Below are 23689 nucleotides of genomic sequence, written 5' to 3'. Positions count from 1 at the left end.
TTCGCCTGACCGGCGCGTGACACGATCATGATCGCGCCACCATCCGGCGGCTTCATCGGTCCGGTCAAGCGCTCGGTCACGATCGCGGGTCACGCGACGTCGGTCAGTCTGGAACCGGTGTTCTGGATCGCGCTGGAGCGGGCCGCGCTGACGCGATCGTTGCCGCTGTCGGCGCTCGTCGCGCAGATCGACGCGGTACGGATCGCGCAGGATGATCCGCCTAACCTTGCCAGCGCCCTGCGGACATGGCTTGCCGCCAATCCGGAGCATTTTGGCGACAATGATGCGATCCAATCGCATTAGCATTGACAGTGAAAGTCACTCGCAATAGGCGGACCCCATAACAAAGGGGGTTCACCAACATGTCGTCGTCTTCCGCCTCGTTCCTCGCGCTGTCGTGCATCGGGTTCATCGCCTCCGCGCCGGCCTATGCCGAGACGCCGGAGCGCCCGGCGAGCGAACAGGACGGTCGCACGCGGATCGATCGCGATGACGTGATCGTGACCGGCGCGCGCGAGCGGGCGCCCGACCAGCTCGAAAGCCCCAAGGCGACCGCCGCGCTGCTCGACACGCCGCAGACGGTGACGGTCATTTCCGACCAGGTGCTCCGCAAGCAGAATTTGCTGACGCTGCGCGACGCGCTCCAGACGTTGCCCGGCATCACCTTCGGCGCGGGCGAGGGCGGCGGCGGCTATGGCGACAGCATCAACCTGCGCGGTTATTCGGCGAACAACGACATCACGATCGACGGCATCCGCGACAGCGCGCAATACAGCCGCACCGACCCGTTCAATCTGCAGCAGATCGAGGTCTATAACGGCGCCAATTCGGTCTTCAACGGATCGGGCTCGGTCGGCGGGACGATCAATCTCGTCAGCAAGGAGCCGCGCCCCGAGGACCTGACGATCGCGCAAGGGGCGATCGGCACCGACCGTTATTACCGCGCCGCGCTCGACGCCAACGAGCGGGTGAACGACACGATCGGCGTCCGGCTGAACGCGGTCTATCACCACAATGACGTGCCCGGCCGCGACGTGGAAAAGTACGAACGCTGGGGCGTTGCGCCCGCGGTGACGATCGGGATGGGCGCGCCGACCAGTCTGACGCTGGCCTATGTCCACCAGCAGGATCGCAACACGCCGCTGTACGGCATCCCGTTCTTCAACAACGATCTGGTCGGCGGGTTGATCACCGGCGCGGACCGCAGCGATTATTACGGGTATCGCAACCTCGACCGGCAGGACATCGACGTCGACCGGCTGACCGCGACGCTGCGCCATCAGGTCGACGACCATCTATCGGTGCGCAATCTCACGCGATGGCAGCGCGTCGGGCAATATAGCGTCACCAGCGCGCCGCAGGGAACGTTCTGCCTGGCGAGCGGCACGCAGCCGGTGCAGGTGGCGGGCGGCACGACCGGCGCGGCGTGTCCGTCGACGCTGCGCCCCGGGCAATGGCTGCCGTCGGGACCACGCGGGCTGGTGCGCGATCAGGTGAACCAACTGTTCGCCAATCAGACCGACATTCGTCTGGAACATGGCGACAAAGGCGGGGTGCGCAACGTCGCGAACATCGGCGCTTCGTGGATGGTCGAGGATTACAACATCATCACAGGATCGCTGTTGCGCAATGCCGATGGCTCAGCGATCGCGGCATTGCCGGTGTTGGCGATCAGCAACCCCGACAGCGTCTATCGCGGGCCGATCAACTACGTCACGACCGCGCATTCGCAATCCTCGACCCGCAACGTCGCCGTCTATGCGTTCGATACGCTGGAGCTGGGGCGGCATTTCGAAGTGAACGCCGGCGTCCGCTGGGAACAGCAACATGCCGAGTTCGACCAGCTTCCGATCGTCGCGGCGCCCGGCGTCACGCAGCCGGTGGCGGCACAGGCGCGGCAGGTGAACCGCGAGCGGTTGTTCTCGTACCGGGCGGGGCTGGTGTATCATCCGGTGCAGGACGTCAGCGTCTATGCCAGCTACGGCAACGCCAAGACGCCGTCGTCGGCGACCGTCCGGGCGGGCTGCGTCAGTGTTTCGAATGCGATCGTCACCAACACCTGCGACGTCGCGCCGGAGACCGCGCGCAATTACGAGGTTGGCGTGAAGGCCGGGCTGTTTGGGCGGCGGCTGGAGTTGACCGCCGCAGCGTTCCGCAACGAGCGGACCAATTACCGGATCCCGTCGAACGATCCCGCTTTGCCAACGGTGCAGGTGCTCGACGGGCACAGCCGCGTCGACGGGATCGCGCTGGGCGTCTCGGGTAATGTCACCCGCGCGTGGACGGTCTTTGCCAATTACACCTACCTCGACAGCAAGGTGCTGCAGTCGGTTTCGGATTTCTGCCTCGCCAATCCGGGGCGCAGCGGGTGCGGTAACACCGTCGCCAACCCCGATCCGCAGCGCGGCAGCCCGCTGGTGCAGACCCCGCCGCATTCGAGCAGCCTGTTCACCACCTACAAGCTGCCGTTCGGGCTGGAGGTCGGGTACGGCCTGACCTATCAGGGGGCGTTCACCACCTATGTCCCGACGCTTGCCAATGCCGCGCTGCTGAAGACCGACGATTACCTGATCCACCGCGCCTATCTGGCGTACAGCTTCCGCGAGGGGCTGACGATGCAGCTGAACGTGCAGAACTTCACCGACGAGAAGTATCTGACGAACGTGCGCAACAACGTGAATGCGACGACCGGCGTGGTCACCGGGGGCTGGGCGATGCCGGGCGATCGGCGGCAGGCGACGCTGAGTGTGTTCTATAGCTTCTAGACCAGACTTACATGCCAACCCACGTTCGTCATTGCGAGCGTAGCGAAGCAATCCAGGGCCGGATCAGGACGCCCTGGATTGCTTCGCTGCGCTCGCAATGACGCTTCCGGGGCGAGATGATAACATTCCGTCCAGATCAATCGTGATCCGGGTGGCACTCGTGACCGTGCGTGTCGAGCCTGTCGAAGCGACTGGATCGAAAGTGACGGTAGTAAAGGATCATTTATGCTGATCGCGATCCCAGATGTGCTCGACGCCGCGACGCTGGCGGAGGTGCGCGCGACGATCGATGCGGCGGACTGGGTCGACGGCAACGAGACGTCGGGGCCGCAGGCGGCGCTCGCCAAGCGCAACAGCCAGTTGCCCGAGGACGGCGCGGCGGCGCGCGCGGCGGGGGGCATGATCCTCGATGCGCTCGGCCGGACGCCGTTGTTCGTTGCGGCGGCACTGCCGGCGAAAGTGTTTCCGCCGCTGTTCAACCGCTACGCCGGCGGGCAGGACTTCGGCGTCCACGTCGACAATGCGATCCGCATGAAGCGTGGGAGCGACTTTCGGCTGCGCAGCGACTTGTCCGCGACGTTGTTCCTCGCCGATCCCGACAGTTACGACGGCGGCGAGCTGGTGATCGAGGAGCAGTTCGGGCCGCAGGCGGTGAAGCTGCCCGCGGGGCATATGGTGCTGTATCCCGCGTCGAGCCTGCACCGCGTCGCGCCGGTGACGCGCGGGGTGCGGCTGGCGAGCTTCTTCTGGATCCAGTCGATGGTTCGCGACGATGGTGCGCGGCGCATTCTGTTCGAGCTGGATCAGGGGGTGCAGGCGGTGGCGGCGGCGCAGGGGCAGGGCGCGGCGGCGACGGTGCAGCTGACGGGGGTGTACCACAATCTGCTCCGCCGCTGGGCGGAGGTGTAGGGCGCTTCCGTCATTGCGAGCGTAGCGCGGCAATCCAGAGTCGGATCAGGACGCCCTGGATTGCCGCGCTACGCTCGCAATGACGGATAAGGACCTCTCCGCTTACTTCCGCCGGAACAGACAGTCGAATTCGACCGCGCAAGCCGGGTCGTCGACCATCGTGTTGACGGTGCGGAATTGCGCGGGGGTGAAGCCGAGCGAATCAATGTACGCCAGCGCCTCGTTGAACGACCACAGCCCCTCGTAGAGCGGCAGCACCGGCAGTTCGAGGAGCAGCGCCGAGGTGCGCGCCAGCACCGCCTGCGCGCCGTCCAGCACCGCGCGCTCGTGGCCCTGCGTATCGATCTTCAGCAGGATCGAGGTGGCGGGATCGGTCGCCAGCACCGCATCGAGCGTGGCGATCGGCACCGTCTCGGTCCCGATCACGCGCGGGTCGACCGCGAGCCGCTCCGCGGTGTCGCCGTCGAGCGCGTGGAGCGAATTGAGCGTGTGGTTGTCGTAGAGGTTGATCTCGACCTCGCCCGGCGCAGCGCCCAGCGCGAGGCGCGAGACGGTCCATTGCGGATCGCGCGCGGCCTTCTCTTCCAGCGCCGCGAACACCTTGCCCACCGGTTCGAAGGAGTGGATGCGGCCGGTGTAGTCGCGTTCGCGGACGCTTTCGGCGAACTGGCCGAGGTTGCCGCCGACGTCGACGACCAGATCGATGTGCCGTGTGCGCAGGAAATTGCCGAAGGTGGCCGCACGAGCCGCCTCGATACCGAAGCGGTTCAGGACCTTGTTCGCGAGCGCACCCAACATCTTCAACCCCCCGTCGTGCGCGGCGGGCATGTCAGAAGCGACGGGAGCGCGCCACTGTAAAGTTGGAGGGTGAGTGGGGGGGCTCGGCGGCGGATGTGGGATCGCCTGCGTCAAAGCGCATCGTCATTGCGAGCGGAGCGAAGCAATCCAGGGCGTCGTGATCCGGCCCTGGATTGCTTCGCTCCGCTCGCAATGACGTAGGACAGTTCAGCGGCCGAGGAGGACGCGTGCTTGTCCGGCGATCTGTGCCAGCATCGCGGCGTTGGGGGCCTGCGCGTTGCGGGCGCGGTCGATCACCGCGCGGAATTGCCCGACGCGGGCGGCGTTCTTGGACAGCCACGCATCGACCAGCGCGACGGGATCGCCCGCGTCGCCGCGGCCGAGGAAGTCGAGACGGAGTTGCTGGAAATCGCGGGCGAGGCCGGCGATCAGAAGCCGCTCCCACGGATCGCTGGGGTTGATCCGCGTCGCGGTGCCCTGTGCCCAGTCGAGTCCGAGCCCTTCGCCGAGCCGGGTGAAGGCGCGCGCCAGCTGCGTCTCGTCGATCGCGGCGCGCTCGCCGAGGTCGGCGAGGCCGACCGCACCGTCCAGCTCGAACAGCCGCACGACGCTGAGCGCCAGATCGTGCGGCGCGCCAGCGGCCTCCAGCGTGTCGGCGATGCGGCGCGAATGCGCGCGCGCCTCGTCGAGCAGCAGGTCGTCGGTCGCCGCCGCGAGCCGGTCGATCCCGCCCGAGAGCCGTGCGAGCACGGTCGAGGGCAGGGTGCCGGGCGCGGTGGCGCGGAGCAGGTCGGCGATCTGCGACCGGACCGCGACCGCGACCTCGTCGAACAGCGCGAGCCGTCCGGCCTCGGGCATCGGCGTGGTTTCGATCGCCTGCCACAAGGTGGCGAGGCCGAATTGCCGTTCGACGACGACGAACATCGCGGCGATGTCGGCGAGCGTCGCGCCTTCTTCCTCGGCCAGTTCGAACGGGTGGAGGATGCCGATGCGGTTGACGATGCGGTTGGCGAGCTTGGTCGCGACGATCTCGCCGCGCAGGCGGTGCGCGTCGATCGCCCCGGCGAACTGCTCCTGCATCGCGCGCGGGAAGGCGGCGTGCAGGTCGGGGAGCAACGCATCGTCCTCGCCGAGCGCCGAATGTTCGATCGCGTCCTGCAGCGACAGTTTCGCGGTCGCGAGCAGCACCGCCAGTTCGGGACGCGTGAGACCGCGACCCTCGCCGGTGCGGCGCAGCAGGTCGGTGTTGTTCGCCAGCCCCTCGACATGGCGGTCGAGCCGGCCCGATTCCTCGAAGACCTCGATCAGCCGGACGTAGCTGGGCAGCGCCTGCGCGCCCCCGCGCTCGGCGATCGACAGGCCGAGCGTCTGGAGGCGGTTATCCTCCAGCACCAGCCGCGCGACATCGTCGGTCATGCTGCCGAGCAGGACGTTGCGGTCCTCGAACGACAAGCGGCCCTCGATCATCTCGCGGTTGAGCGCGATCTTGATGTTGACCTCGTTATCCGAGCAGTCGACGCCCGCCGAATTGTCGATGAAGTCGGTGTTGATCCGCCCGCCACGCACCGCGAACGCGATGCGCGCTGCCTGCGTGACGCCGAGGTTCGCGCCCTCGCCGATCGCGATCGCGCGGAGTTCCTCGGCATCGACGCGCAGCCGGTCGTTGGCGGGATCGCCGACGGTGGCGTTGTTCTCGGCCGCGGCCTTTACATAGGTGCCGATGCCGCCGAACCAGATCAGATCGGCCGGGCTCTTGAGGATCGCCGAGATCAGCGCGGTCGGCTCCATCCGGTCGGCGGTGATGCCGAGCGCGGCCTGCACCTGTGGGGTGAGCGGGATCGACTTCATGTCGCGCGCGAACACGCCGCCGCCCGCGGAGATCAGCGCGGTGTCGTAATCGGCCCAGCTCGACCGGGGGAGCGCGAACATGCGGGCGCGCTCGTCCCAGCTGATCGCCGGATCGGGATCGGGGTCGAGGAAGATGTGGCGGTGGTCAAAGGCGGCAACCAGCTTGATCGCCTTCGACAGCAGCATCCCGTTGCCGAACACGTCGCCCGACATGTCGCCGCACCCGACGACGCGGATCGGCTGCGTCTGCACGTCGAGGCCGCGCTCGGCGAAATGGCGCTGGACCGAGACCCACGCGCCCTTGGCGGTGATGCCCATCGCCTTGTGGTCGTAGCCCTGCGAGCCGCCGCTGGCGAAGGCGTCGCCAAGCCAGAAGTCGCGGTCGAGCGCGATCTTGTTGGCGACGTCGCTGAAGGTCGCGGTGCCCTTGTCGGCGGCGACGACGAAATAGGGGTCATCGCCATCGAGGATCGTCACGCCCTGCGGGTGGACGACGGTGCCGTTCTCGATGTTGTCGGTGATCGACAGCAGGGTGCGGATGAAGATGCGGTACGCCTCGGTCCCCTCCGCCAGCCACGCGTCGCGGTTCGAGGGGGCGGGGAGTTGCTTGGCGTAGAAGCCGCCCTTCGCGCCGGTCGGCACGATGACGGCGTTCTTGACGCGCTGCGCCTTCATCAGCCCGAGGATCTCGGTGCGGAAGTCGTCGCGGCGGTCGGACCAGCGCAGCCCGCCGCGCGCGACCGGGCCGGCGCGCAGATGAATGCCCTCGACGCGGGGGCTGTAGACCCACACTTCGCGCCACGGCAGCGGGGCGGGGAGGCCGGGGATCCTCGCGCTGTCGAGCTTGAAGGCGAGCGCCTCGTTCGCCGCCTCGGTGAAGGCGTTGGTGCGCAGCGTCGCGTCGATCACCGCGCGGAAGGCGCGCAGGATGCGGTCGTCGTCGATCCCGGTGACCGCGTCGAGCCCGGCGTCGATCACGCTTTGCGCCGCCTCGGCATCGGCGGTGGAGGCGGGGTCGTGGACCGCGACGAAGCGCTCGACCAGCGCCTTGGTGACGGGGCGCACGCGGGTCAGCGTGTCGACGACATTGGCGGGGCCGTAGCTCATCCCCGCCTGCCGCAAATAGCGATACCAGGCGCGGAACAGCACAACCTCGGACGGCGACAGTCCGGCCTCCAGCATCAGCCGGTTGAAGCCGTCATCCTCGGCGCGGCCTTCGAGCACCTGCGCCAGTGCTTCCTGCAAGGTATCCGCGCTGGCGAGCACCGCGGGGATGTCGGCCTTGGTTTCCAGCGTGAAATCGTGGATCGAGCTGCGTTCCTCGTCGGTCAGCGCGGTCGGCATTTCCTCGATGACGCGGAAGCCGAAATGTTCGAGCGCCGGGACCGCGTCCGACAGCGCGAGCGGGCCGCCCTGGCGATAGACCTTGAGGTGGAGCATCCCGTCGCCGCCGGCGGTGAAGCGGACCTCGCGATCGGCATCGCCGTCGAGATTGGCGATCGACACGATGTCGCGCGCCGCTTCGTCGGCGCTCGCGCCGGTGCGGTAGCGGACCGGGAAGGCGGCGGCGTGGCGCAGCGCGAGCCGGGCGGCGCGCGCCGGGCCGACCTCGTCCGCCAGCGCGGCCTCGATCGACGGCGCCCAGCCGCGCACCATCTTCTCGAGCTGCGCGTCGAGGGTGAGCGCATCGGGCAGCACGCCCGCGCCGCGCAGGTCGATCGTGTAGCGAAGCAGCGCGACCCGCCCGTCCTCGACGCTGGTCGACCAGTTGAGCACCTGGCCGTTCGCGGCCTCCGCCAGCATCTCGCCGATCGCGACGCGGCGCGCGGTGGTCATCTCGTCGCGCGGCAGCCACACGAACGCATAGAGGTGCCGGCCGAGCGGGGAGGGGACCAGCACCAGCTTCGGGCGCGGGCGGTCGGCGAGGCTCATCGCGGTGAGCGCCAGTTCCTCCATCGATGCCGCGCCGATCGCGGTCATCAGATCGTGCGGGAGCGTCGCGATGGCGTGGGTCAGCGCCTTGCCGGTGTGGCCGGCGGGATCGAAGCCGAACTTCGCCTCGCTCGCCGCGAGCCGCTGGCGCAGGACGGGCACGCTGCGCGGCGGGGCGTTGAGCGCCGCCGAGGTCCACAGCCCGGCGTGGATCGATAGGCCGGTGACACGCCCGCCGGTGTGGAGCGGCACCACGAGCAGGTCGAGCGGGACGCGGCGGTGGACCGGGGAGATCAGGCTCGACTTGAGCAGCAGCGGCGCGGAATTGCCTGCGGTGAAATAGTCGATCGCCAGCCGCCGCGAGCGATCGGCGAGGATCGGCACCTCATGCTCGTTGACGACGATGCCGAGCGGGGCGGCCGTGTCGACCGTGCCGTCGGCGTGCCAGCGCTCATGCCCGAGCAAGGTGAAATGCCGGTCGAGGAACCAGCGCAACAGCGCCGCGCCTTCCGGGTCGCCGCCGACATCGTCGATCACCCCGGCGTCGGCGGCGAGCGTCGCCTGCATCGCGCGCCAGTCACGCACCGCGACGCGGACATCGGCGAGCAGGCGTTCGATCTCGTCGGTCAGCGCGCGCCGGTCGCGCGCGTCGACGCGCTCCAGCTCGATATAGATCATCGATTCGGGCTTGCCGTCGGCGCCTTCGATGTCCGTCAGCCGGCCCTCGGCATCGCGCGAGACGCGGATCACCGGGTGGATGACGCGATCGACCGCGATGTCACGGTCGCCGATCGCCGCCGCGACGGAATCGACCAGGAACGGCATGTCGTCGTTGACGATCGCCAGCCGCATCCGCCGCCGTGCGCCGTCGCCGGGCAATTGCTCCAGCGCGAGCACCGGGGTGCCGGGCGCGCGCACCGCTGCGGTCTGCGCGAGGAAGGCCGCCGCCTCCGCCTGCTTGTCCTCGCCGAAGCCGGCAAGCTCGCCCGGGAGCGCGCGATAGGTGAGCCGCGCCGCCAGCGCAGCAGACAGTATCTGAAGAGACTTTTCCGGCATGCGCGAAGCTATGCGCCCCTCGCGCGCCTAGCTCAAGCGTTGCCGTACTGCATTGGTGCAGCGTCGAATTGCATCAATGCAGTCGGCGCAGCACCTGCGCGGCGAGCTTCGCATCGTCGCCGACCGTGCCCACCACGACGATCCCGGTCGCGGTGGCGCGGCCGAGCAGCACGACCGGCGCGCCTTCGTCGAGCCCGCTGTCGATCGCCAGTTCGGCGAGCGGCGTGCGCTCGGCGAGCGGCAGCAGCGGCGTGGCCTCTTCGGGCTGGCGCAGCGCGCGTTCGCTGGCGACGATCCCCTTGATCCCGCCCTCGGCGCGCTCCAGCGCGTGGGCGAGCGCGCCTGCTTCGATCCCGGTACGCTGCGCCCAGGCGAGCACGGTGGCGGCCTCGGTCAGCCGCGTCTTGTCGTGATCCGCGCCGAACACGAGCTTGGCGATCGCGGTCATCGGCGCGCGCGCCTGGACGCGGATGTCGGCGGCCGCGAGCAGTTCCTCCAGCCGCACCGGATCGGCCGCCGCGGCGAGCGCGACGTCGTATGCGCGGCCGAGGGCGCGATACAGCGCCGCATGGCTGCGCAGGTGCGCGGTGCGGGCGGCGGCGGCGCTGTCGCGCGCCGCGGCGAGCAATTCGTCGAGCGTCGTGGGCGCGACCTCCGGCTCCGCGGCCGGGGCGGCGGCACAGGGACCGTCCGCCCAGACGCCGCCGGGCAGCGGATCGTGGCGCGGCGCGCGCATCGCCGCGGCCAGTTCGGCATCCAGCCCGGCCTGATCGTCGGCGGCGACCAGTTCCTTCCAGTTGATCACGCCGTAGATATAGTCGATCGACTGTGCGTCCGACGAGAAGGGCATCAGGATGCCGCGGTACATCGTATTGTGCCCGCGCGTGCCGGTGAATTCCGCCTCGAACCCGATCGGCGCGCGATTGGCGATGATCTGCAGATAATGGTCGGTCAGCCGCGACAGCAACGAGCGCGACGGGACGTCGGAGATGCGCGTGATCGACTGATCGACCGCGCATTCCTCGCGCAGCGCGCGGCCGATGAACTGGATCGCCGGGTCCTCGACGCCGGCGGAGAAATCGAGCAGCACGCTGTGCGGGCCGAAATCGGCGATGCTTTCCGGCTCCAGATCCTCGATCGCCGGATAGGCGCGGCCGCGCAGCAACGATACCCAGTGATTATAGGCACGTACCTGCATCCGGCGTTCGTCGGAGCCGACCGGCGCATGCGGCTCGCCGACGCCGCCCTCGGTGGGATCGTCGTCCTGGCGAAGATCGTCGTAGCCGCGCGCGCTGTCCATGCTCATCGTCCATTCCGGCGAGCGGCCTGTCATTCGGCCGGATTCGCCCGACGCTTTTGCCGCGTGGATGGTAAAGGCCGGGTAAAGCCGCGAGACGCTTGTCAACGCCGTTTCCCGCTGCTAAGCGCCGCCTCCACGACGTTTCCCACGCGGAGACGCGTTGGCCGCTTTAGCTCAGCTGGTAGAGCATCGCATTCGTAATGCGGGGGTCACAGGTTCGAGTCCTGTAAGCGGCACCACCCCTTCCACAAGCTAGACGGCGGCGGCCAAGGCGTTTTGGCGTCGAGCCTTGAGGAAGCGGGCTGGGCGCGCAAGCTGCGGCTTACAGTCCCATCAACGATCCCGCTTCGCGAACTTTGCTACCCCAAAGTTGTTCATGGTCGCAGAGGCTTTGCGAGACTCTCGGATGGTCAGCGGCCTTTGACGCTTACACCAGCGTTGGGAGTGACAATTGCTCGCCGCGGACCCCCAGCACGGCACGGGCCTGAAGTGCTGCGTCGACAGCCTGGCGGTAATGCACTGTTCCGAAGTGCTCAGCCTCATCGAAACGAGTTGGTGACCACTCCTCGTTTGGATAGCAGGCGTCATAGATCGCGCGCGCCGCCGCACGCAGCAGGAAGTCATGCTCCATGCCAAGGCTCCTTCGATGTCGATGCGCCGGCCATCGGCGTTGGCAAGACGCTAGGCAGAAGCAGGCGTGATTCGCAAGAACATTATAGGAACATGGGCTTATTGCTGTGACCCGACGGAGGTCATCGTGCTGCCGGCGCCGATCGTGTCCCATATCGTTCCTCCCGATGACGGGTGCGCCTGGATGGCGCCGTTCCGGCGCGGGCGTTGTCTAGTCCGGGTACAAGCGCCAAGTCGGGGTGCGAGCGCAGGCCGACGATTGAACGCGTATGACGGGGATCGGTGGTCGCTGATTGATGCGTGTGCTTGGTCGACCGTCATACCTTAATGATGAAGCCGGCGGCGTTTTTTGCCTTTCTCTGCGTGAGGTTGCGCGATCAACGCGCAAACAGAGCCCGGTGTCTATGTCTTTGGATAAGCTCCGGTCGCCTTAAGGAAGGTGTACGAAGTGACTGTAAAGAAACGATTTCCCCTGCGGGCCACTGGTGCTGGCGTCGTCGAAGTGGCGGCATGGTTCATCGCCCATGCGGCAACCGCTTGACATCATTGATTATAGTCCGACAAAAGAAAGGTCTGCAGAGACCGATATCCGGCGCCGCAGATAAAAGGAGGGGATGATATGAAGCGCTATCCGCTGTGGTTGTCCGTCGCGCCATTGGCACTGGTTGCAACGCAGGCCTCAGGCCAGACACCGCCGCCAAGCGATCAAGCGACGTCCACGCCCATCGAGGAGCAGGCGCCCGCGGCGCAGGGCGCGGCGACGCAGGCGGCGGCGGATCGTAGTCCGGGCACGCGCGCGACCGAAAATCTGCCCGAGCAACCCGATCCGCGCGACGTGGTCGTCACCGGATACCGCGCCAGCCTGGGCAGCGCACAGGCGATCAAGCGCAATTCGGATGCCATTCTCGACGCCATCGTGGCGCAGGACATCGGCAAGTTGCCGGACAACACCGCGGCGGAATCGCTCGCGCGCGTCACGGGTGTACAGGTCAACCGCTTTAGCGACGAGGTGAGCCAGGTGCTCGTCCGCGGCCTGCCCGACGTGGCCACCACCTTCAACGGACGTGACATCTTCACCGCCGAACTGCGGCGCTCGCAGCTTCAGGATTTTCCGGCCGGCGCGCTTGCCGGACTGGAAGTCTACAAGTCCGGCACTGCCGACTTGCTGGAGCCGGGTCTGGCCGGACTGATCAACGTCCGCTCGCGCCGTCCGTTCGATTTCAAGGACGGGCTGTCGATCGCGGGCGGCATCCGCGGCACCTACAACGACCAGAGCAAGAAGTACGACCCGCTCGGCAACATCCTGATTTCGCAGCGTGCCGATACCAGCATTGGCGAGATCGGCTGGCTCATCAACGCCTCCTACACGCAGGCGCATTATCGCAATGCGGTGCGCTGGGCTGACGGCTTCATCACCAAGCCGGGCGACGGTACGACGATCCTGCCCGCGTCGGTGGGGCGCAACTTCTCGATCCCCAATGCAGTTGGCGTATACAACGACAGCGGCAAGCGCTGGCGCCCGGCGGTGAACGCCAGCGTGCAGTGGAAGCCGGCGCCGAACCTCGAACTCTATTATGATTTCCTGTATCAAGGCTATCGTGGCGAGATCGGCAACGACTGGTTCCGGGTGCCGCTGCTGGACAGCAACCCGACGCTGAGCAATGTCGTGCTGCGCGAGGGCAAGCCCGATCAGGTGCAGACGCTGACCAAGATCGGCGGTTTCCGCCCCGAAGCGTATCGCAGCACGCAAAAGGGCTACACCAACACTTACCAGACCGCCGGCGGCGCCAAATGGGACGTCGGGCGCGCGCATCTTTCGACCGACCTTGCCTACACGCGCAGCGAATATGGATCGGACGAATGGAGCTTCGACACCGCCTGGACCAGCGCGCCGACCGTGGACGTCGACTTCTTCGTGAAGGGCGGCTCGTCCTTCTCACTGCCGGGCTTCAACGTCTCGGACCCGAGCAACTACAAATGGCGGGGCTATTACGAGAGCATCTACCGGGTAAAGGGCAAGGGCTGGCAATGGCGCGGTGACCTCGACCTGGACACCGACGTGTCGCTGTTCCCCAAGCTCCAGTTCGGTGTGCGCTGGACCGATCGCGACGCGTCGCTGCGCCGCGGTGACCGTTACGCCTACACCGAGACGCTCAACGTTCCGCTCGCGAGCACTCCGACCGGCGACCTGAAGCTGACCCAGGACGTCTTCCGCGGCAATCAGGGTTTCACACAATGGCTGATGCCGACGCGGGACGGCATTGCCGGCAACGCCGCGCAGCTGCGGCAATTCTCCTACGACGCGCTGGTCAAGATCGTCGCCGCCAATCCGAACGATCAGGGCTATAAGGACGCGCTCGCCAAGTTCGCCAGCCCCAACGTCCAGCTCGACCCGCTCCGCGCGTTCGTCGCCGAGGAGCAGACCTATGCCATGTACGGGCAGGCCAAATATGAATTCGATATCGGGTCATGGCGGGTCGATGGCCTGCTTGGCGTACGCGCGGTGAATACCGTCGGACGCTATAGTGGCTTGTCGAGCGTGCGTTTCGACGGCGTCACCCAAGTGGTACCGCGGGAGACCCGCGCCAATTATGTCGACGTGCTGCCGAACCTGAGCCTGCGGGTGCGGCCGACCGACAAGCTGCAGCTCCGCTTCGGCTTCACGAAGACCCGGACCAAGCCAGAGTTCGGACAGCTCAATCCGGCGTTGCGGATCGAGCAGAACACCGCCGCGATCCCCGATGGGCCGATCTTGGCCGATCCGCGCTTCCCTGCCGGGTTGCAGGGGCGCCCGGTGGCCTATGGCAGCGGCGGCAATCCCGACCTGCAGCCGCTGACCTCAACCAACTATGACGCCTCGATTGAATATTACTTCAGCGCCACCGCCTCATTGACCGCGGCGGCTTTCTATCGTGACCTCAACGGCTTCATCAGCGATTATACGACGCGGACGGTCGATCCGGTCTATGGCCTGATTGAGATCACGCGGCCCGAGAATGCGGGCAAGGGGCGCATCCGCGGCTTCGAACTGGGCGGACAGACCTTCCTGGACTTCCTTCCCGGACTGCTGAGCGGTTTCGGTTTCCAGGCCAACGTGACCTATCTGAAGGGCGAAAACCGTTTCCCCGCCAATCTCTTCCTCGCCGCAGGGGGCACGTCGGCGCCGCCGTTCGTGACCATTCCCGGCCTGTCGAAGTGGACGTACAACACGGCCTTGTTCTACGAGAAGGGTGACGTTTCGACGCGACTATCGCTCAACAACCGCACGGCCTTCCTGAACAACAATTTCCTGCCAACCGATACGTTCTACAACGGAGAAGGCACGGAAAATGTCGAGCGGCTGGACTTTTCGTTCAACTATAACGTCACCGACCAGGTGACGCTGACGTTCGATGCCCAAAACATATTGGCGAAGCCGTTCAACAACTATCGCCAGTATGCCGACGATCGATACTATCCACGCGATATCCGCGAGGAAGGGCGCTACTATGGCGTAGGCGCACGCTTCCGCTTCTAGGCCGGATCCCGCTGCGGGTGGCGATACGCGCAGCGGGATTTGTACCTGTCCGCTCGAAACCCTCGGGCGGGTCGGATCGGCTAGGCTACGGCGGGTTCGGGCTTGATCGCGCGGCTGGTGCGGCCGTCGATGCCGCGCGGCACGTCGCCGGCTACCGTGGCACGACGCAAGTGGCGTCGCTGCAAGCCGAAGTCGGCCACGGCGCGATGCTGGGTCGCGCGATTGTCCCAGATCGCTACGTCGCCGGCCTGCCAGCGCCAGCGTACGACGTTCTCGGGCTTGGTGATATGCTCCTGCAGGATGGCGAAGAGCCGTTGTGAGTCGGCGGTGTTCAGCCCGACGAAACGCTTGAAGAAATGGCCGAGCAGGAGCGCGCGCGCACCGCTTTCGGGATGAACGCGCACGACGGGATGCTCGGTTTCGTAAATCGTCGAGGTGAAGACCTTATGATGCTCCGCCAGCGTCTTGGAGTCGCTGGCCAGCACCTCGGCATAGTCGTAATCGTTGCTGTGGACCGCGGTCAGCCCGTCGACGAGCGTCCGCAGCGAGTCCGGTAGTTCCTCATAGGCTGTTTCGCCATTCGCCCAGAGCGTGTCGCCGCCCGCATCCGGGATCACCAGCGCGCGCAGGATCGACGCCTTGGGATAGGCGGGCACGAAGGTGACATCGGTGTGCCAGCTAGACGCGGCATAGCCCTCCTTCGATTCGAGTTCGAGCAGGTAGCGCGATCCTTCCGCGACCGGCACGGTCGGATGCGCCACCGGATCACCGAGCAGGGCGGCGAACGCCTCGTGCGCGGCATCGCTGAGGTGCTGTTCGCGAAAGAAGATCACCTTGTGACGGACGAGCGCGGCCTGGATGGCAGCGACGGTGAGCGGGTCGAGATCGCCGCCCAGCTTCACGCCCCGGATCTCTGCGCCGATGCGGCCTGCAACCGGGTGGATGTCGAGCGGACTTTCCGCTTCGGCGGCGTTCACGAACTGGTGGACGAGAGACGTCATGGCATTTCTCCTTCTTCGTGGTGGAGGGCAGAAGCGTTCGACCCGATGACGCCGGCTGCGATGGACAGCCTCGCCGGTGGCCCAGGCGCCGCCTGCGTGCGCCATGAACCGGTCGATTGATTTTTGTGAAATCCGAGGTCGCCGGCGCGCTAAGGCGTGGCGAGGCGACGTAACTAGCTGACTGCGCGCATTACATTCCCCTTCACGGCGGGGGGAAGACACGAAACCTGGCGTGGTCGCCTCGGCATCGTGCGCTTTAGCTGTTGGTGACGCGGAGCAAGCTGCATCCCGATCAAAAGCCGCGGGCCTGACGATCCGGCGAGCCGGGCGGCGGATGGCCAATCCGTCGTCAATATCTATCAAGCTGATAGGGTTTGACGTCAACGAAAGCTTTCTTATCAGCCGCCCAAGCTCAATCCGCGAAGCGACGACGTCGGGTGACGTCGAGTTGAACGACGCGCGCACCATGAACGGTGATGACGATCGAGCCGTAATCCAGGCCCGCGATCGCTTCCTCCACTGCGCGCAGCACCGGCCCGTGCGGCGACAGTGCCGGGTGTTGGGCGTCCGAAGGTGTTTGAGAGGTCATCGCATGGGTTATCCGCTTTCGACGTAAAGGGAGCGCCCGGGCGGCCGCTCCCCGATGATGGTCAGTGCGCGCCGTCTTGCTGTACCTGCTGGCGTCGGCGATCGGCGATGTCTTGCCAGGTGACGAGCGGATAGAGGTTGTGCGCCTGTGCTTCCTTGTCGAACAACGCCTGGAGTTCGGCGAGCTTGGCGGGGTTCTTCCCGGCCAGGTCGAGGCGCTCGGTCGGGTCCTGGTCGACATTGTAGAGTCGCCACGTCGGCGCGCCATTCTCCGCGCCGAGACTGGCTCCCGCGATCAGCGGATTGGGTGCGGCGAGCGACGCCTTCCATCCATCCTGATAAATCGCGCGAGCGCCGAAGATGTAATAATATTGGGTGCGGTGACGCGAGGCGGCGGTCGCGTCGTCGATCGAATAGGCCAGCGACGTCCCTTCGATCGGCTGCTGCGCGATGCCGCGGATCGTAACCGGTACGGCGATCTTCGCGATGTCCAATGTGGTCGGCAGGATGTCGATCACATGGCCATATTGCTGGCGAACGCCGCGTGCCGAAATCACCTTTGGATACGACACGATCAACGGATTGTGCGTGCCCCCCTCGCAATTGGCGTCCTGTTTCCAGCAGCGGAACGGCGTGTTGGTGGCCTGTGCCCAGCCGAGCGGATAGTTGGCCTCGACGCCCTCGGGCGTACCGATCTGCTCGATATGCGCGAGGTTATAGGCGAGGTTCTCCTTTTCGGAGAGCGGCGGAGCGGTGATCGAGCGGTCGACGTCGCCGTTCAGCGTGCCTTCCTTGCTGGCGCCATTGTCGCCGATGATCACCACGAACAACGTGTTGTCGAACTGGTTGATCTTCTTCAGGTGATCGATCAAGCGGCCGATCTGCGCATCGGTATAGCCGAGATAGCCGGCATAGACTTCCATGAAGCGCGCGTACAATTTGCGCTCGTCTGGGCTCAGCTTGGCCCATGGTTTGATTCCCGGATCGCGATCGGGCAGTATCGCATTGGCCGGGATCACGCCCAGCTTCTTCTGTCGCGCGAACACCTGCTGCCGATACACATCCCAGCCGGCGTCGAACTGGCCGCGATAACGGTCGCGCCAGTCGGCGGGCACCTGATGGGGCGCATGGGTCGCACCAGGTGCGTAATAGAGGAAGAACGGCTTGGGCGGGGCGAGCGGCGGCGTGCCCAGCCCGGTGCGGACAGGTGCGGCATTCTGCTGACGATCGATGAAGCTGATCGCCTTGTCGGTGATCTGCTCGCTGAGATGGCGGCCGTCGGGGGCGACGTGCGCCTGATCCTCGACCAGATCGGGCTTGTACTGATCGGTTTGCGAGCCGAGGAAGCCGAAGAAATGGTCGAAGCCCTTGCCGGTCGGCCAGCGGTCAAACGGCCCGGCGTCGGTTGCGTCCTCGTCGGGGGTCACGCCATATTTGCCGACCGCGAACGTGTTGTAGCCGGCGTCGCGCAGGATTTCCGCTGCGGTGCCTGCGGTCGCGGGGAGATTGCCGTCCCAGCCGGGAAAGCCGGCGGCGAGCGCATGGTGCGAGAAGCCCGCCACGTGCACCGACGAGCTGTTGCGCCCCGTCAGCAGCGCGGCACGCGTGGGGGCGCAGATCGCGGTGGTGTGAAAGTTGGTGTAGCGCAGTCCCTGTTGCGCCAGCTCTTCCAGCCGCGGCGTGCTGATCCCGCCTCCGAACGCGCTGGCGGCACCGTAGCCGACGTCGTCGAGCAGGATCCAGACGATGTTCGGCGCGCCGGCCGGTGCACGAGCCCGTGCCGGCCATGCCTCGGTCGATTCCGCCAGCGTGTGCCCGACCTTGCCCGCAAATGATTGTTGCTGCGGCGCTTGCGCCTGGACCTGCGTCGTCAGCGACAGGATGGCGGCCAGCGCCGTCATCGTTCGTCTCATCTTCTTTTCCCCCTTTGCTTGGATGCGGTGGCAGGCGGCGATGGGCGCCAGACGCAGCGAAAGCCGATGTGCGTGGTGCCGGTGTCGGTGGCCTGGGCGTGGCGCGCGGCCGGGCGGTAGCGGCGGCAGTAATTGTCGGCGCAGAGATGCGAGCCGCCTTTCAGCACCTTGCGACCGCCGCTCTCGGCGCGGGTGCCGCCGCGCGGATTGGCGGGGACGCAGCAGGTGCGTGCCGGTGCCGCGGCGAGCGCATACCAGTCGTCCGTCCACTCCCAGACGTTGCCGATCAGGTCGTAAAGACCGTAGCCATTGGCGGGATAGGTGCCGACCGGGGACGTCCGGTGCCAGCCATCGGGCGTCTCGTTGGCGAGCGGGAATGCACCGTGCCAGTAATTGGCGAGGATTCTTCCCTCCGGTGACAGTTCGTCGCCCCAGGCGTAGTCGGCGCCGTCCAGCCCGCCGCGGGCGGCATATTCCCACTCCGCCTCGGTCGGCAGCGCCTTGCCCGCCCAGTCGGCATAGGCGACGGCATCCTGATGCGCGACATGGACGACGGGATGATCCTCCAGCCCGTCGATCGAGCTGTCGGGACCGGTCGGGTGCCGCCAATCGGCCCCGAAAACGAAATGCCACCATTGGCGGTGGTCGCGGGGATCGTCGAGCCGCGCCGGCGGGGCGAAGACCGACGATCCGGGGTGCGCCATCCCGGCGGCCATGCCGGGATAGTCGCGCGGGTCGGGCGCGACCTCCGCAAGCGTTCGATAGCCAGTAGCGATGACGAACGCTGCAAACTGACGATTGGTGACGGGGTGCGGATCGATCCAGAAGGTGTCGACCCGAACGCGCCGCACCGGGGCCTCTTCCGGATAGAAGCGATCCGATCCCATCTGGAACATGCCACCGGGCACCTCGACCATCGTTGAGCGATCCACCGAGGCGTGGGCGCGCCGCGCGCGGTGACGCGCGAACCGTGACATGGCCGCCTTCGTCCATGTCACCGCCGCATTCCCCGCATCGCCGAACACCCTCGCGCCATCCATCCGCAACAATGCACACTAGATCGATAGGATTTCGGAAGGCCGCAAATCTTGGGTCAAGAGAAGGGCAGCTTTTCGGACGCCGTTCGTGTGGCAAGATGCGAAACAAATTGAAATGCTTGCTCCGTCTTGTCGGAGTATTTACGTCTATGATCCGAACGGGTCTGCAATACCAGAACGGGGCACAGGAGACGATATGAAGGCGTTGATCGCAGTGACGAGCCTGGCGCTGATGCTCGGCACAACGGCCTTGGCCGCGCGCCCGCAGGCGGAGGAAACCGCCCACGCCACCCGTCGGCTGGACGTCGTGCGGTCCCTCGACGACTTCCCGGCGCCCAAGGTTCGCGCGGCGGGGCGGTCGGCGTATCTTCTCGCCTATTTCAAGGACGAGACGCACTCGCTGCATTTCGCGACCTCAGCGGATGGCTATACCTTCACCGACGTCAATGACGGCGCGCCGGTGCTGTCGGGGCGTGCGGTCGCAGACCAGAAGGGCATTCGCGATCCGCACATCATGCGTGGGCCGGACGGCGACTTCTATATGTCGATGACCGACCTGCACATCTTCGCCAAGCGCGAGGGGCTGCGCACGACCGATTGGGAGCGGCCGGAGAAGGATTACGGCTGGGGCAACAACCGCAACCTGATCCTGATGAAGAGCCACGACCTGCTGCATTGGACGCTGGCGAAGGTGAATGTCAGTGCGCTGTTTCCTGCCTATGCGCAGGCGGGCAATGCCTGGGCGCCGGAGACCATCTGGAACCCGGCGCGCAAGCGGATGATGGTCTATTTCACGACGCGGATCGGCAATGGCCCGAACTTCATGGTGCAGTCGCTTGCCGACCCGGCCTTCACGACGTTGACCACCGAGCCGAAGCAGATCCTCCATTATCCGCGCCCGGCAGTGAACACGATCGACGCCGACATCACCAAAATCGGCGACCGCTATCACATGTTCTATGTCGCGCATGAGCAGCCCGGCAGCATCCGGCAGGCGGTGTCGCGGCGGATCGACGGCGGGTACGTCTACGACGCGCAGAAGATCGATCCGGAGAAGGTGGCGGCGGAGGCGCCGAACCTGTGGAAGCGCTACGGCACCAACACCTATGTGCTGATGTACGACGTGTTCGGGACCAAGCCGAACAATATGGGGTTCGCCGAGACGACCGATTTCAAGACGTTCCGTAATATCGGCCGGTTCAACGATCCGGGGTCGCCGATGAAGACCACCAACTTCACCGCGCCCAAGCATGGCACGGTGATGGCGATCACGCCCGAGGAAGCCGAGCGGCTGCGGGGGTATTTCGGAGAGCGTTGACGGGGAGGGTGACAGCGCGCCGCTTCGGCGTCATCCTAGTTCAAGAACATATCGGGAGAGGACGATGGGCAGCGCACGCCGGCGGTTGTGGCAGGGACTTACCGTGGCGATTGCGGCGACGCTCGCCGCGCCACCCGCAGCCGCCCAGTCGGCCGAAACCTATACGCCCGCGGCCGAGAATCTCGCCGCGCGACAATGGTTTCAGGACGCCAAGTTCGGCATCTTCCTCCATTGGGGCCTGTACAGCGAACTGGGCGGCACCGGATCGTCGAGCGGTGCCGAGTGGATCATGCAGAACAACAAGATTCCGGCCGCCAAGTACGAGAGGCTCGCCAAGTTCTTCTATCCGCAAAAGTTCGACGCCGATGCCTGGGTGCGTTCGTTCAAGGATGCGGGGGCGCGCTACATCGTCATCACCAGCAAGCATCACGACGGCTTTGCAATGTTCGATAGCAAGGTGTCGCCGTACAATGTCGTGAAGGCGACACCGTTCAAGCGCGATCCGATCGGCGAACTCGCCGCGGCGTGCCGGCGGCAGGGCGTGAAGCTGTTCTTCTATTATTCGCAGCTCGACTGGCACAACCCCGACTATTTTCCACGTGGGCAGACTGGCCAATCGGCGGGTCGGCCGGAGGCGGGCGACTGGGACAAATATCTCGATTATCAGGACGCGCAGCTGCGCGAGTTGCTGACGCAATATGGCCCGATCGGCGGAATCTGGTTCGACGGCTGGTGGGATCAGGAGAAGACGCCGCTGCGCGATCGCTGGCGGCTGGAGCGGACGTACAAGCTGATCCATCAGCTTCAGCCCGGCGCGCTGATCGTCAACAACCACCATCACGCTCCGTTCGCGGGCGAGGATTATCAGACGTTCGAGCGCGACCTGCCGGGCGAGAACAAGACCGGGTTCAGCGGCACCGCGACGGTCGGCGCGCTGCCGCTGGAAACCGCCGAGACGATGAACGGCAGTTGGGGCTTCAACCTAACCGACGAGCAGTACAAGTCGCCGAAGACGTTGGTGCAGACGCTGGTCGGGGCGGCGGGGCGCAACGCCAATTTCCTGCTCAATACCGGACCGATGCCGAATGGCGAGATCCAGCCGGAGAACCTCGCGACGTTCCACACGATCGGCGACTGGCTGAAGGTGAACGGCACCAGCATCTACGGCACGCGGGGCGGGCCGGTTTCGCCGGGTGACTGGGGCGTCACCACGCAGAAGGGCAAGACCGTATATGTCCATCTGCTGCGCGCGCATGACGGCCGAATAGCGCTGCCGTTGAAGGCACCGGTGGCCAGTGCGCGGTTGCTGGACGGTGGCGCCCGGGTGAAGGTGGCGCAGCGCGGCAACGGCGTCGAGCTTTCCGGGCTGCCGCCGCTCCGTGATAGCTGGGATCAGGTGATCGAGCTGACGTTGCGCTGAGACTTGGGGATCAATCGCTTTTGGTGAGGACGAAAGCGAGCAGGAAGCCGACGACCGCGATCAATCCGGCATAGTCGTGTGTCGCTTCGGTCGCCTCGGGGATCATCGTGTCGACCAGCATCGCCAGAATGGCGCCCGCCGCCACCGCGGTGACGCCGGCGATCAGGTCGGGGCTGCTTCCGGCCAGCGCGACGTTGCCGATCATCGCGGCGATCGCCGACGCCAGTGCGATCCCGCCCCACACGCCGAAGACATAGGCGGGCGAGCGGCCGGCGGCCTTCATGCCGGCAGCGCTCGACAACCCTTCGGGGACATTGGAGAGGAACACGGCCGCGACGGTGACCGCGCTGACGCCGGCGCCGCCTAGCAGGCTGACTCCGATCACCACCGATTCGGGAATGCCGTCGAGCAGGGCGCCGATGGCGATCGCCGCGCCCGAGCCGCTGTCCGCGTTGGGCTGGCGTTCGTGCGGGTTCGATCCCGAGCGTTTTCGATGACGGGCACCCCGACGGGAAATGAAGACGTTGGCGGCGGTGTAGGTCGCCGCTCCGCCGAGAAAGCCGATCGCGGTTGAATCGAATCCGCCGCGCTGGAATGCTTCGTCCATCAGGTCGAACGCCACTGCGGAGATCAGCACACCCGCACCGATCGCCATGATCGCGGCGATCAGTCGTTGCGGCAGACTGACGAACCAGGCGATCGCCGCGCCGAGCACCAGCGCCGACCCGCCCACCAGTCCCCAGAAACCCGCCGTCCACATGCCCGTCATGGACGAGCAAACGTCCTTCGCGCGCGAATGCTCCGGCACTTGGTCGAACGCGGTGGGCGGGGCATAAGTAAGCCTATGGCTGCTTTCGATGATTCCGCCGATCCGGCGCTGGGCGCTGCGTGCAACCGTCTTGCGGCATGGGTGGAGCCCTTGCCGGCGGGGATCGTGATCGACCCGGCATCCGGGCTGAGCGAGGCGGATTTGGCGTTGATATTGCGGCATCTCCACGCAACGCGGCAGGACGCTGCGGGTGGGGACGCGCGTGCCGCCGGGCGGTCCTCGGTGCCGCTGACGGCGCGGGATTGAGGGCGATGGCGCAGCGGAGCGAGAAGCAGAAGATGCTGGCGGGCGAGCCGTATCATGCTGGCGACGCGGAACTTATCGCGGACCATCAGGCGGCGCTGGCGTGGATGGCGCGCTACAATGCAGCAGCGGCGCTGCCGGCGGACGAGCGGCGCGCGATCCTGCGCGAGCGGCTGGGGGCGGTGGGCGAGGGGGCGGTGATCCGGCCGCCATTCCATTGCGATTATGGCTATAACATCCGCCTCGGGGACGACGTCTTCCTCAATTATAGCTGCATCATTCTGGACGTGGTGACCGTGACGATCGGAAAAGGGACGCAGATCGGACCGGGGGTGCAGATTTTGACCGCGGATCATCCGCGCGATCCGGCGGCGCGCGCGACCGGCGCCGAATGGGGACGGCCGATCGCGATCGGGCGCAACGTGTGGATCGGGGGTGGAGCGCTGATCCTGCCCGGTGTCACGATCGGCGACGATGCGATCATCGGCGCGGGCAGCGTGGTGACGCGCGACGTGCGTGCACGCGCGACCGTTGCGGGCAATCCGGCGCGCGAGCGGAGCGGGGACGTCATGGCGGCGGGTTGAC

17 protein-coding genes and 1 tRNA gene are annotated in these 23689 nt (G+C 66.3%); 9 read left to right on the top strand and 9 right to left on the bottom strand.

The features are described 5' to 3' along the window. Window positions 1-27: 27 nt before the first annotated feature. The 3 genes from SPHPH_RS19575 to SPHPH_RS0111405 all read left to right on the top strand — a co-directional run bounded on the left by SPHPH_RS19575 (window position 28) and on the right by SPHPH_RS0111405 (window position 3674). The gene (locus tag SPHPH_RS19575) at window positions 28-303 is read left to right on the top strand and encodes a ribbon-helix-helix domain-containing protein (protein WP_051272978.1); all 276 of its coding nucleotides are present in this window, start codon (window positions 28-30) and stop codon (window positions 301-303) included. Window positions 304-362: 59 nt separating this feature from the next. Then, the gene (locus SPHPH_RS0111410) at window positions 363-2765 is read left to right on the top strand and encodes a TonB-dependent receptor (protein WP_028966807.1); all 2403 of its coding nucleotides are present in this window, start codon (window positions 363-365) and stop codon (window positions 2763-2765) included. A 225-nt stretch (window positions 2766-2990) separates the two neighbouring features. Continuing rightward, window positions 2991-3674, top strand: a complete 684-nt coding sequence (locus SPHPH_RS0111405; RefSeq protein ID WP_028966806.1) for a Fe2+-dependent dioxygenase — start codon at window positions 2991-2993, stop codon at window positions 3672-3674. 102 nt (window positions 3675-3776) lie between these two features. Here SPHPH_RS0111405 and SPHPH_RS19570 read toward each other — a convergent pair whose 3' ends face one another. The 3 genes from SPHPH_RS19570 to SPHPH_RS0111390 form a co-directional block, all read right to left on the bottom strand. After that, window positions 3777-4472 carry an FkbM family methyltransferase gene (locus SPHPH_RS19570; protein WP_162143927.1) on the bottom strand — a complete coding sequence of 232 codons (696 nt, stop codon included), beginning with the start codon at window positions 4470-4472 and terminating at the stop codon, window positions 3777-3779. Window positions 4473-4679: 207 nt separating this feature from the next. Next, window positions 4680-9308 (bottom strand): NAD-glutamate dehydrogenase, encoded by a 4629-nt coding sequence (locus SPHPH_RS0111395; protein ID WP_028966805.1) that lies wholly within the window; start codon window positions 9306-9308, stop codon window positions 4680-4682. 73 nt (window positions 9309-9381) lie between these two features. Next, entirely contained in the window at window positions 9382-10608 is a 1227-nt protein-coding gene (locus tag SPHPH_RS0111390) for a PAS domain-containing protein (protein WP_028966804.1), read from the bottom strand. A 163-nt stretch (window positions 10609-10771) separates the two neighbouring features. Here SPHPH_RS0111390 and SPHPH_RS0111385 point away from each other — a divergent pair. Continuing rightward, a tRNA-Thr gene (locus SPHPH_RS0111385) sits at window positions 10772-10847 on the top strand. A gap of 188 nt (window positions 10848-11035) precedes the next feature. Here the strand turns inward: SPHPH_RS0111385 and SPHPH_RS0111380 are convergent. Then, entirely contained in the window at window positions 11036-11239 is a 204-nt protein-coding gene (locus SPHPH_RS0111380; RefSeq protein ID WP_028966803.1) for a hypothetical protein, read from the bottom strand. A 618-nt stretch (window positions 11240-11857) separates the two neighbouring features. Between SPHPH_RS0111380 and SPHPH_RS0111375 the strand changes: the two genes are divergently transcribed. Further along, the gene (locus tag SPHPH_RS0111375) at window positions 11858-14755 is read left to right on the top strand and encodes a TonB-dependent receptor (RefSeq protein ID WP_028966802.1); all 2898 of its coding nucleotides are present in this window, start codon (window positions 11858-11860) and stop codon (window positions 14753-14755) included. Between the two features lie 80 nt (window positions 14756-14835). Here SPHPH_RS0111375 and SPHPH_RS0111370 read toward each other — a convergent pair whose 3' ends face one another. The 4 genes from SPHPH_RS0111370 to SPHPH_RS0111355 all read right to left on the bottom strand — a co-directional run bounded on the left by SPHPH_RS0111370 (window position 14836) and on the right by SPHPH_RS0111355 (window position 19174). Continuing rightward, window positions 14836-15756, bottom strand: a complete 921-nt coding sequence (locus tag SPHPH_RS0111370; RefSeq protein ID WP_028966801.1) for a TauD/TfdA dioxygenase family protein — start codon at window positions 15754-15756, stop codon at window positions 14836-14838. A 412-nt stretch (window positions 15757-16168) separates the two neighbouring features. Next, window positions 16169-16345: a YezD family protein gene (locus SPHPH_RS20810; protein ID WP_081668608.1), complete on the bottom strand. Its 177-nt coding sequence runs from the start codon at window positions 16343-16345 to the stop codon at window positions 16169-16171. Window positions 16346-16406: 61 nt separating this feature from the next. Beyond that, window positions 16407-18245: an arylsulfatase gene (locus SPHPH_RS0111360; protein ID WP_202900661.1), complete on the bottom strand. Its 1839-nt coding sequence runs from the start codon at window positions 18243-18245 to the stop codon at window positions 16407-16409. A gap of 8 nt (window positions 18246-18253) precedes the next feature. Continuing rightward, the gene (locus tag SPHPH_RS0111355; protein WP_028966799.1) at window positions 18254-19174 is read right to left on the bottom strand and encodes a formylglycine-generating enzyme family protein; all 921 of its coding nucleotides are present in this window, start codon (window positions 19172-19174) and stop codon (window positions 18254-18256) included. A 316-nt stretch (window positions 19175-19490) separates the two neighbouring features. Between SPHPH_RS0111355 and SPHPH_RS0111350 the strand changes: the two genes are divergently transcribed. Together SPHPH_RS0111350 and SPHPH_RS19565 are read left to right on the top strand one after the other, a co-directional pair. Then, the gene (locus SPHPH_RS0111350) at window positions 19491-20612 is read left to right on the top strand and encodes a glycoside hydrolase family 43 protein (protein ID WP_028966798.1); all 1122 of its coding nucleotides are present in this window, start codon (window positions 19491-19493) and stop codon (window positions 20610-20612) included. Between the two features lie 64 nt (window positions 20613-20676). Further along, window positions 20677-22032, top strand: coding sequence for an alpha-L-fucosidase (locus SPHPH_RS19565; protein ID WP_051272976.1), 1356 nt, complete (start codon window positions 20677-20679; stop codon window positions 22030-22032). A gap of 10 nt (window positions 22033-22042) precedes the next feature. Here SPHPH_RS19565 and SPHPH_RS0111340 read toward each other — a convergent pair whose 3' ends face one another. Then, a complete protein-coding gene (locus tag SPHPH_RS0111340; RefSeq protein ID WP_028966797.1) occupies window positions 22043-22801 on the bottom strand; it encodes a ZIP family metal transporter in 759 nt (252 codons plus the stop codon). A gap of 75 nt (window positions 22802-22876) precedes the next feature. Between SPHPH_RS0111340 and SPHPH_RS0111335 the strand changes: the two genes are divergently transcribed. Continuing rightward, entirely contained in the window at window positions 22877-23107 is a 231-nt protein-coding gene (locus SPHPH_RS0111335) for a hypothetical protein (RefSeq protein ID WP_028966796.1), read from the top strand. Window positions 23108-23112: 5 nt separating this feature from the next. Next, a complete protein-coding gene (locus SPHPH_RS0111330) occupies window positions 23113-23688 on the top strand; it encodes a sugar O-acetyltransferase (RefSeq protein WP_028966795.1) in 576 nt (191 codons plus the stop codon). The last annotated feature ends 1 nt before the right edge of the window (window position 23689 follow it).

It is taken from the genome of Sphingomonas phyllosphaerae FA2, from assembly GCF_000427645.1.
GTDB lineage: Bacteria > Pseudomonadota > Alphaproteobacteria > Sphingomonadales > Sphingomonadaceae > Sphingomonas > Sphingomonas phyllosphaerae.
The sequence above is the reverse complement of the archived record's forward strand: the minus strand, read 5'-3'. Positions and strand labels throughout refer to the sequence as shown.

What these genes read in the sequence shown, in the direction of transcription:
- SPHPH_RS0111335 (WP_028966796.1), top strand. Translation starts at nt 22,877, where the DNA reads ATGGCTGCTTTCGATGATTCCGCCGATCCGGCGCTGGGCGCTGCGTGC.
- SPHPH_RS0111350 (WP_028966798.1), top strand. Translation starts at nt 19,491, where the DNA reads ATGAAGGCGTTGATCGCAGTGACGAGCCTGGCGCTGATGCTCGGCACA.
- SPHPH_RS0111395 (WP_028966805.1), bottom strand. Translation starts at nt 9,308, where the DNA reads ATGCCGGAAAAGTCTCTTCAGATACTGTCTGCTGCGCTGGCGGCGCGG.
- SPHPH_RS0111370 (WP_028966801.1), bottom strand. Translation starts at nt 15,756, where the DNA reads ATGACGTCTCTCGTCCACCAGTTCGTGAACGCCGCCGAAGCGGAAAGT.
- SPHPH_RS19575 (WP_051272978.1), top strand. Translation starts at nt 28, where the DNA reads ATGATCGCGCCACCATCCGGCGGCTTCATCGGTCCGGTCAAGCGCTCG.
- SPHPH_RS0111330 (WP_028966795.1), top strand. Translation starts at nt 23,113, where the DNA reads ATGGCGCAGCGGAGCGAGAAGCAGAAGATGCTGGCGGGCGAGCCGTAT.
- SPHPH_RS0111340 (WP_028966797.1), bottom strand. Translation starts at nt 22,801, where the DNA reads ATGACGGGCATGTGGACGGCGGGTTTCTGGGGACTGGTGGGCGGGTCG.
- SPHPH_RS0111360 (WP_202900661.1), bottom strand. Translation starts at nt 18,245, where the DNA reads ATGACGGCGCTGGCCGCCATCCTGTCGCTGACGACGCAGGTCCAGGCG.
- SPHPH_RS0111375 (WP_028966802.1), top strand. Translation starts at nt 11,858, where the DNA reads ATGAAGCGCTATCCGCTGTGGTTGTCCGTCGCGCCATTGGCACTGGTT.
- SPHPH_RS0111390 (WP_028966804.1), bottom strand. Translation starts at nt 10,608, where the DNA reads ATGGACAGCGCGCGCGGCTACGACGATCTTCGCCAGGACGACGATCCC.
- SPHPH_RS0111405 (WP_028966806.1), top strand. Translation starts at nt 2,991, where the DNA reads ATGCTGATCGCGATCCCAGATGTGCTCGACGCCGCGACGCTGGCGGAG.
- SPHPH_RS19570 (WP_162143927.1), bottom strand. Translation starts at nt 4,472, where the DNA reads ATGTTGGGTGCGCTCGCGAACAAGGTCCTGAACCGCTTCGGTATCGAG.
- SPHPH_RS19565 (WP_051272976.1), top strand. Translation starts at nt 20,677, where the DNA reads ATGGGCAGCGCACGCCGGCGGTTGTGGCAGGGACTTACCGTGGCGATT.
- SPHPH_RS20810 (WP_081668608.1), bottom strand. Translation starts at nt 16,345, where the DNA reads ATGACCTCTCAAACACCTTCGGACGCCCAACACCCGGCACTGTCGCCG.
- SPHPH_RS0111355 (WP_028966799.1), bottom strand. Translation starts at nt 19,174, where the DNA reads ATGGTCGAGGTGCCCGGTGGCATGTTCCAGATGGGATCGGATCGCTTC.
- SPHPH_RS0111380 (WP_028966803.1), bottom strand. Translation starts at nt 11,239, where the DNA reads ATGGAGCATGACTTCCTGCTGCGTGCGGCGGCGCGCGCGATCTATGAC.
- SPHPH_RS0111410 (WP_028966807.1), top strand. Translation starts at nt 363, where the DNA reads ATGTCGTCGTCTTCCGCCTCGTTCCTCGCGCTGTCGTGCATCGGGTTC.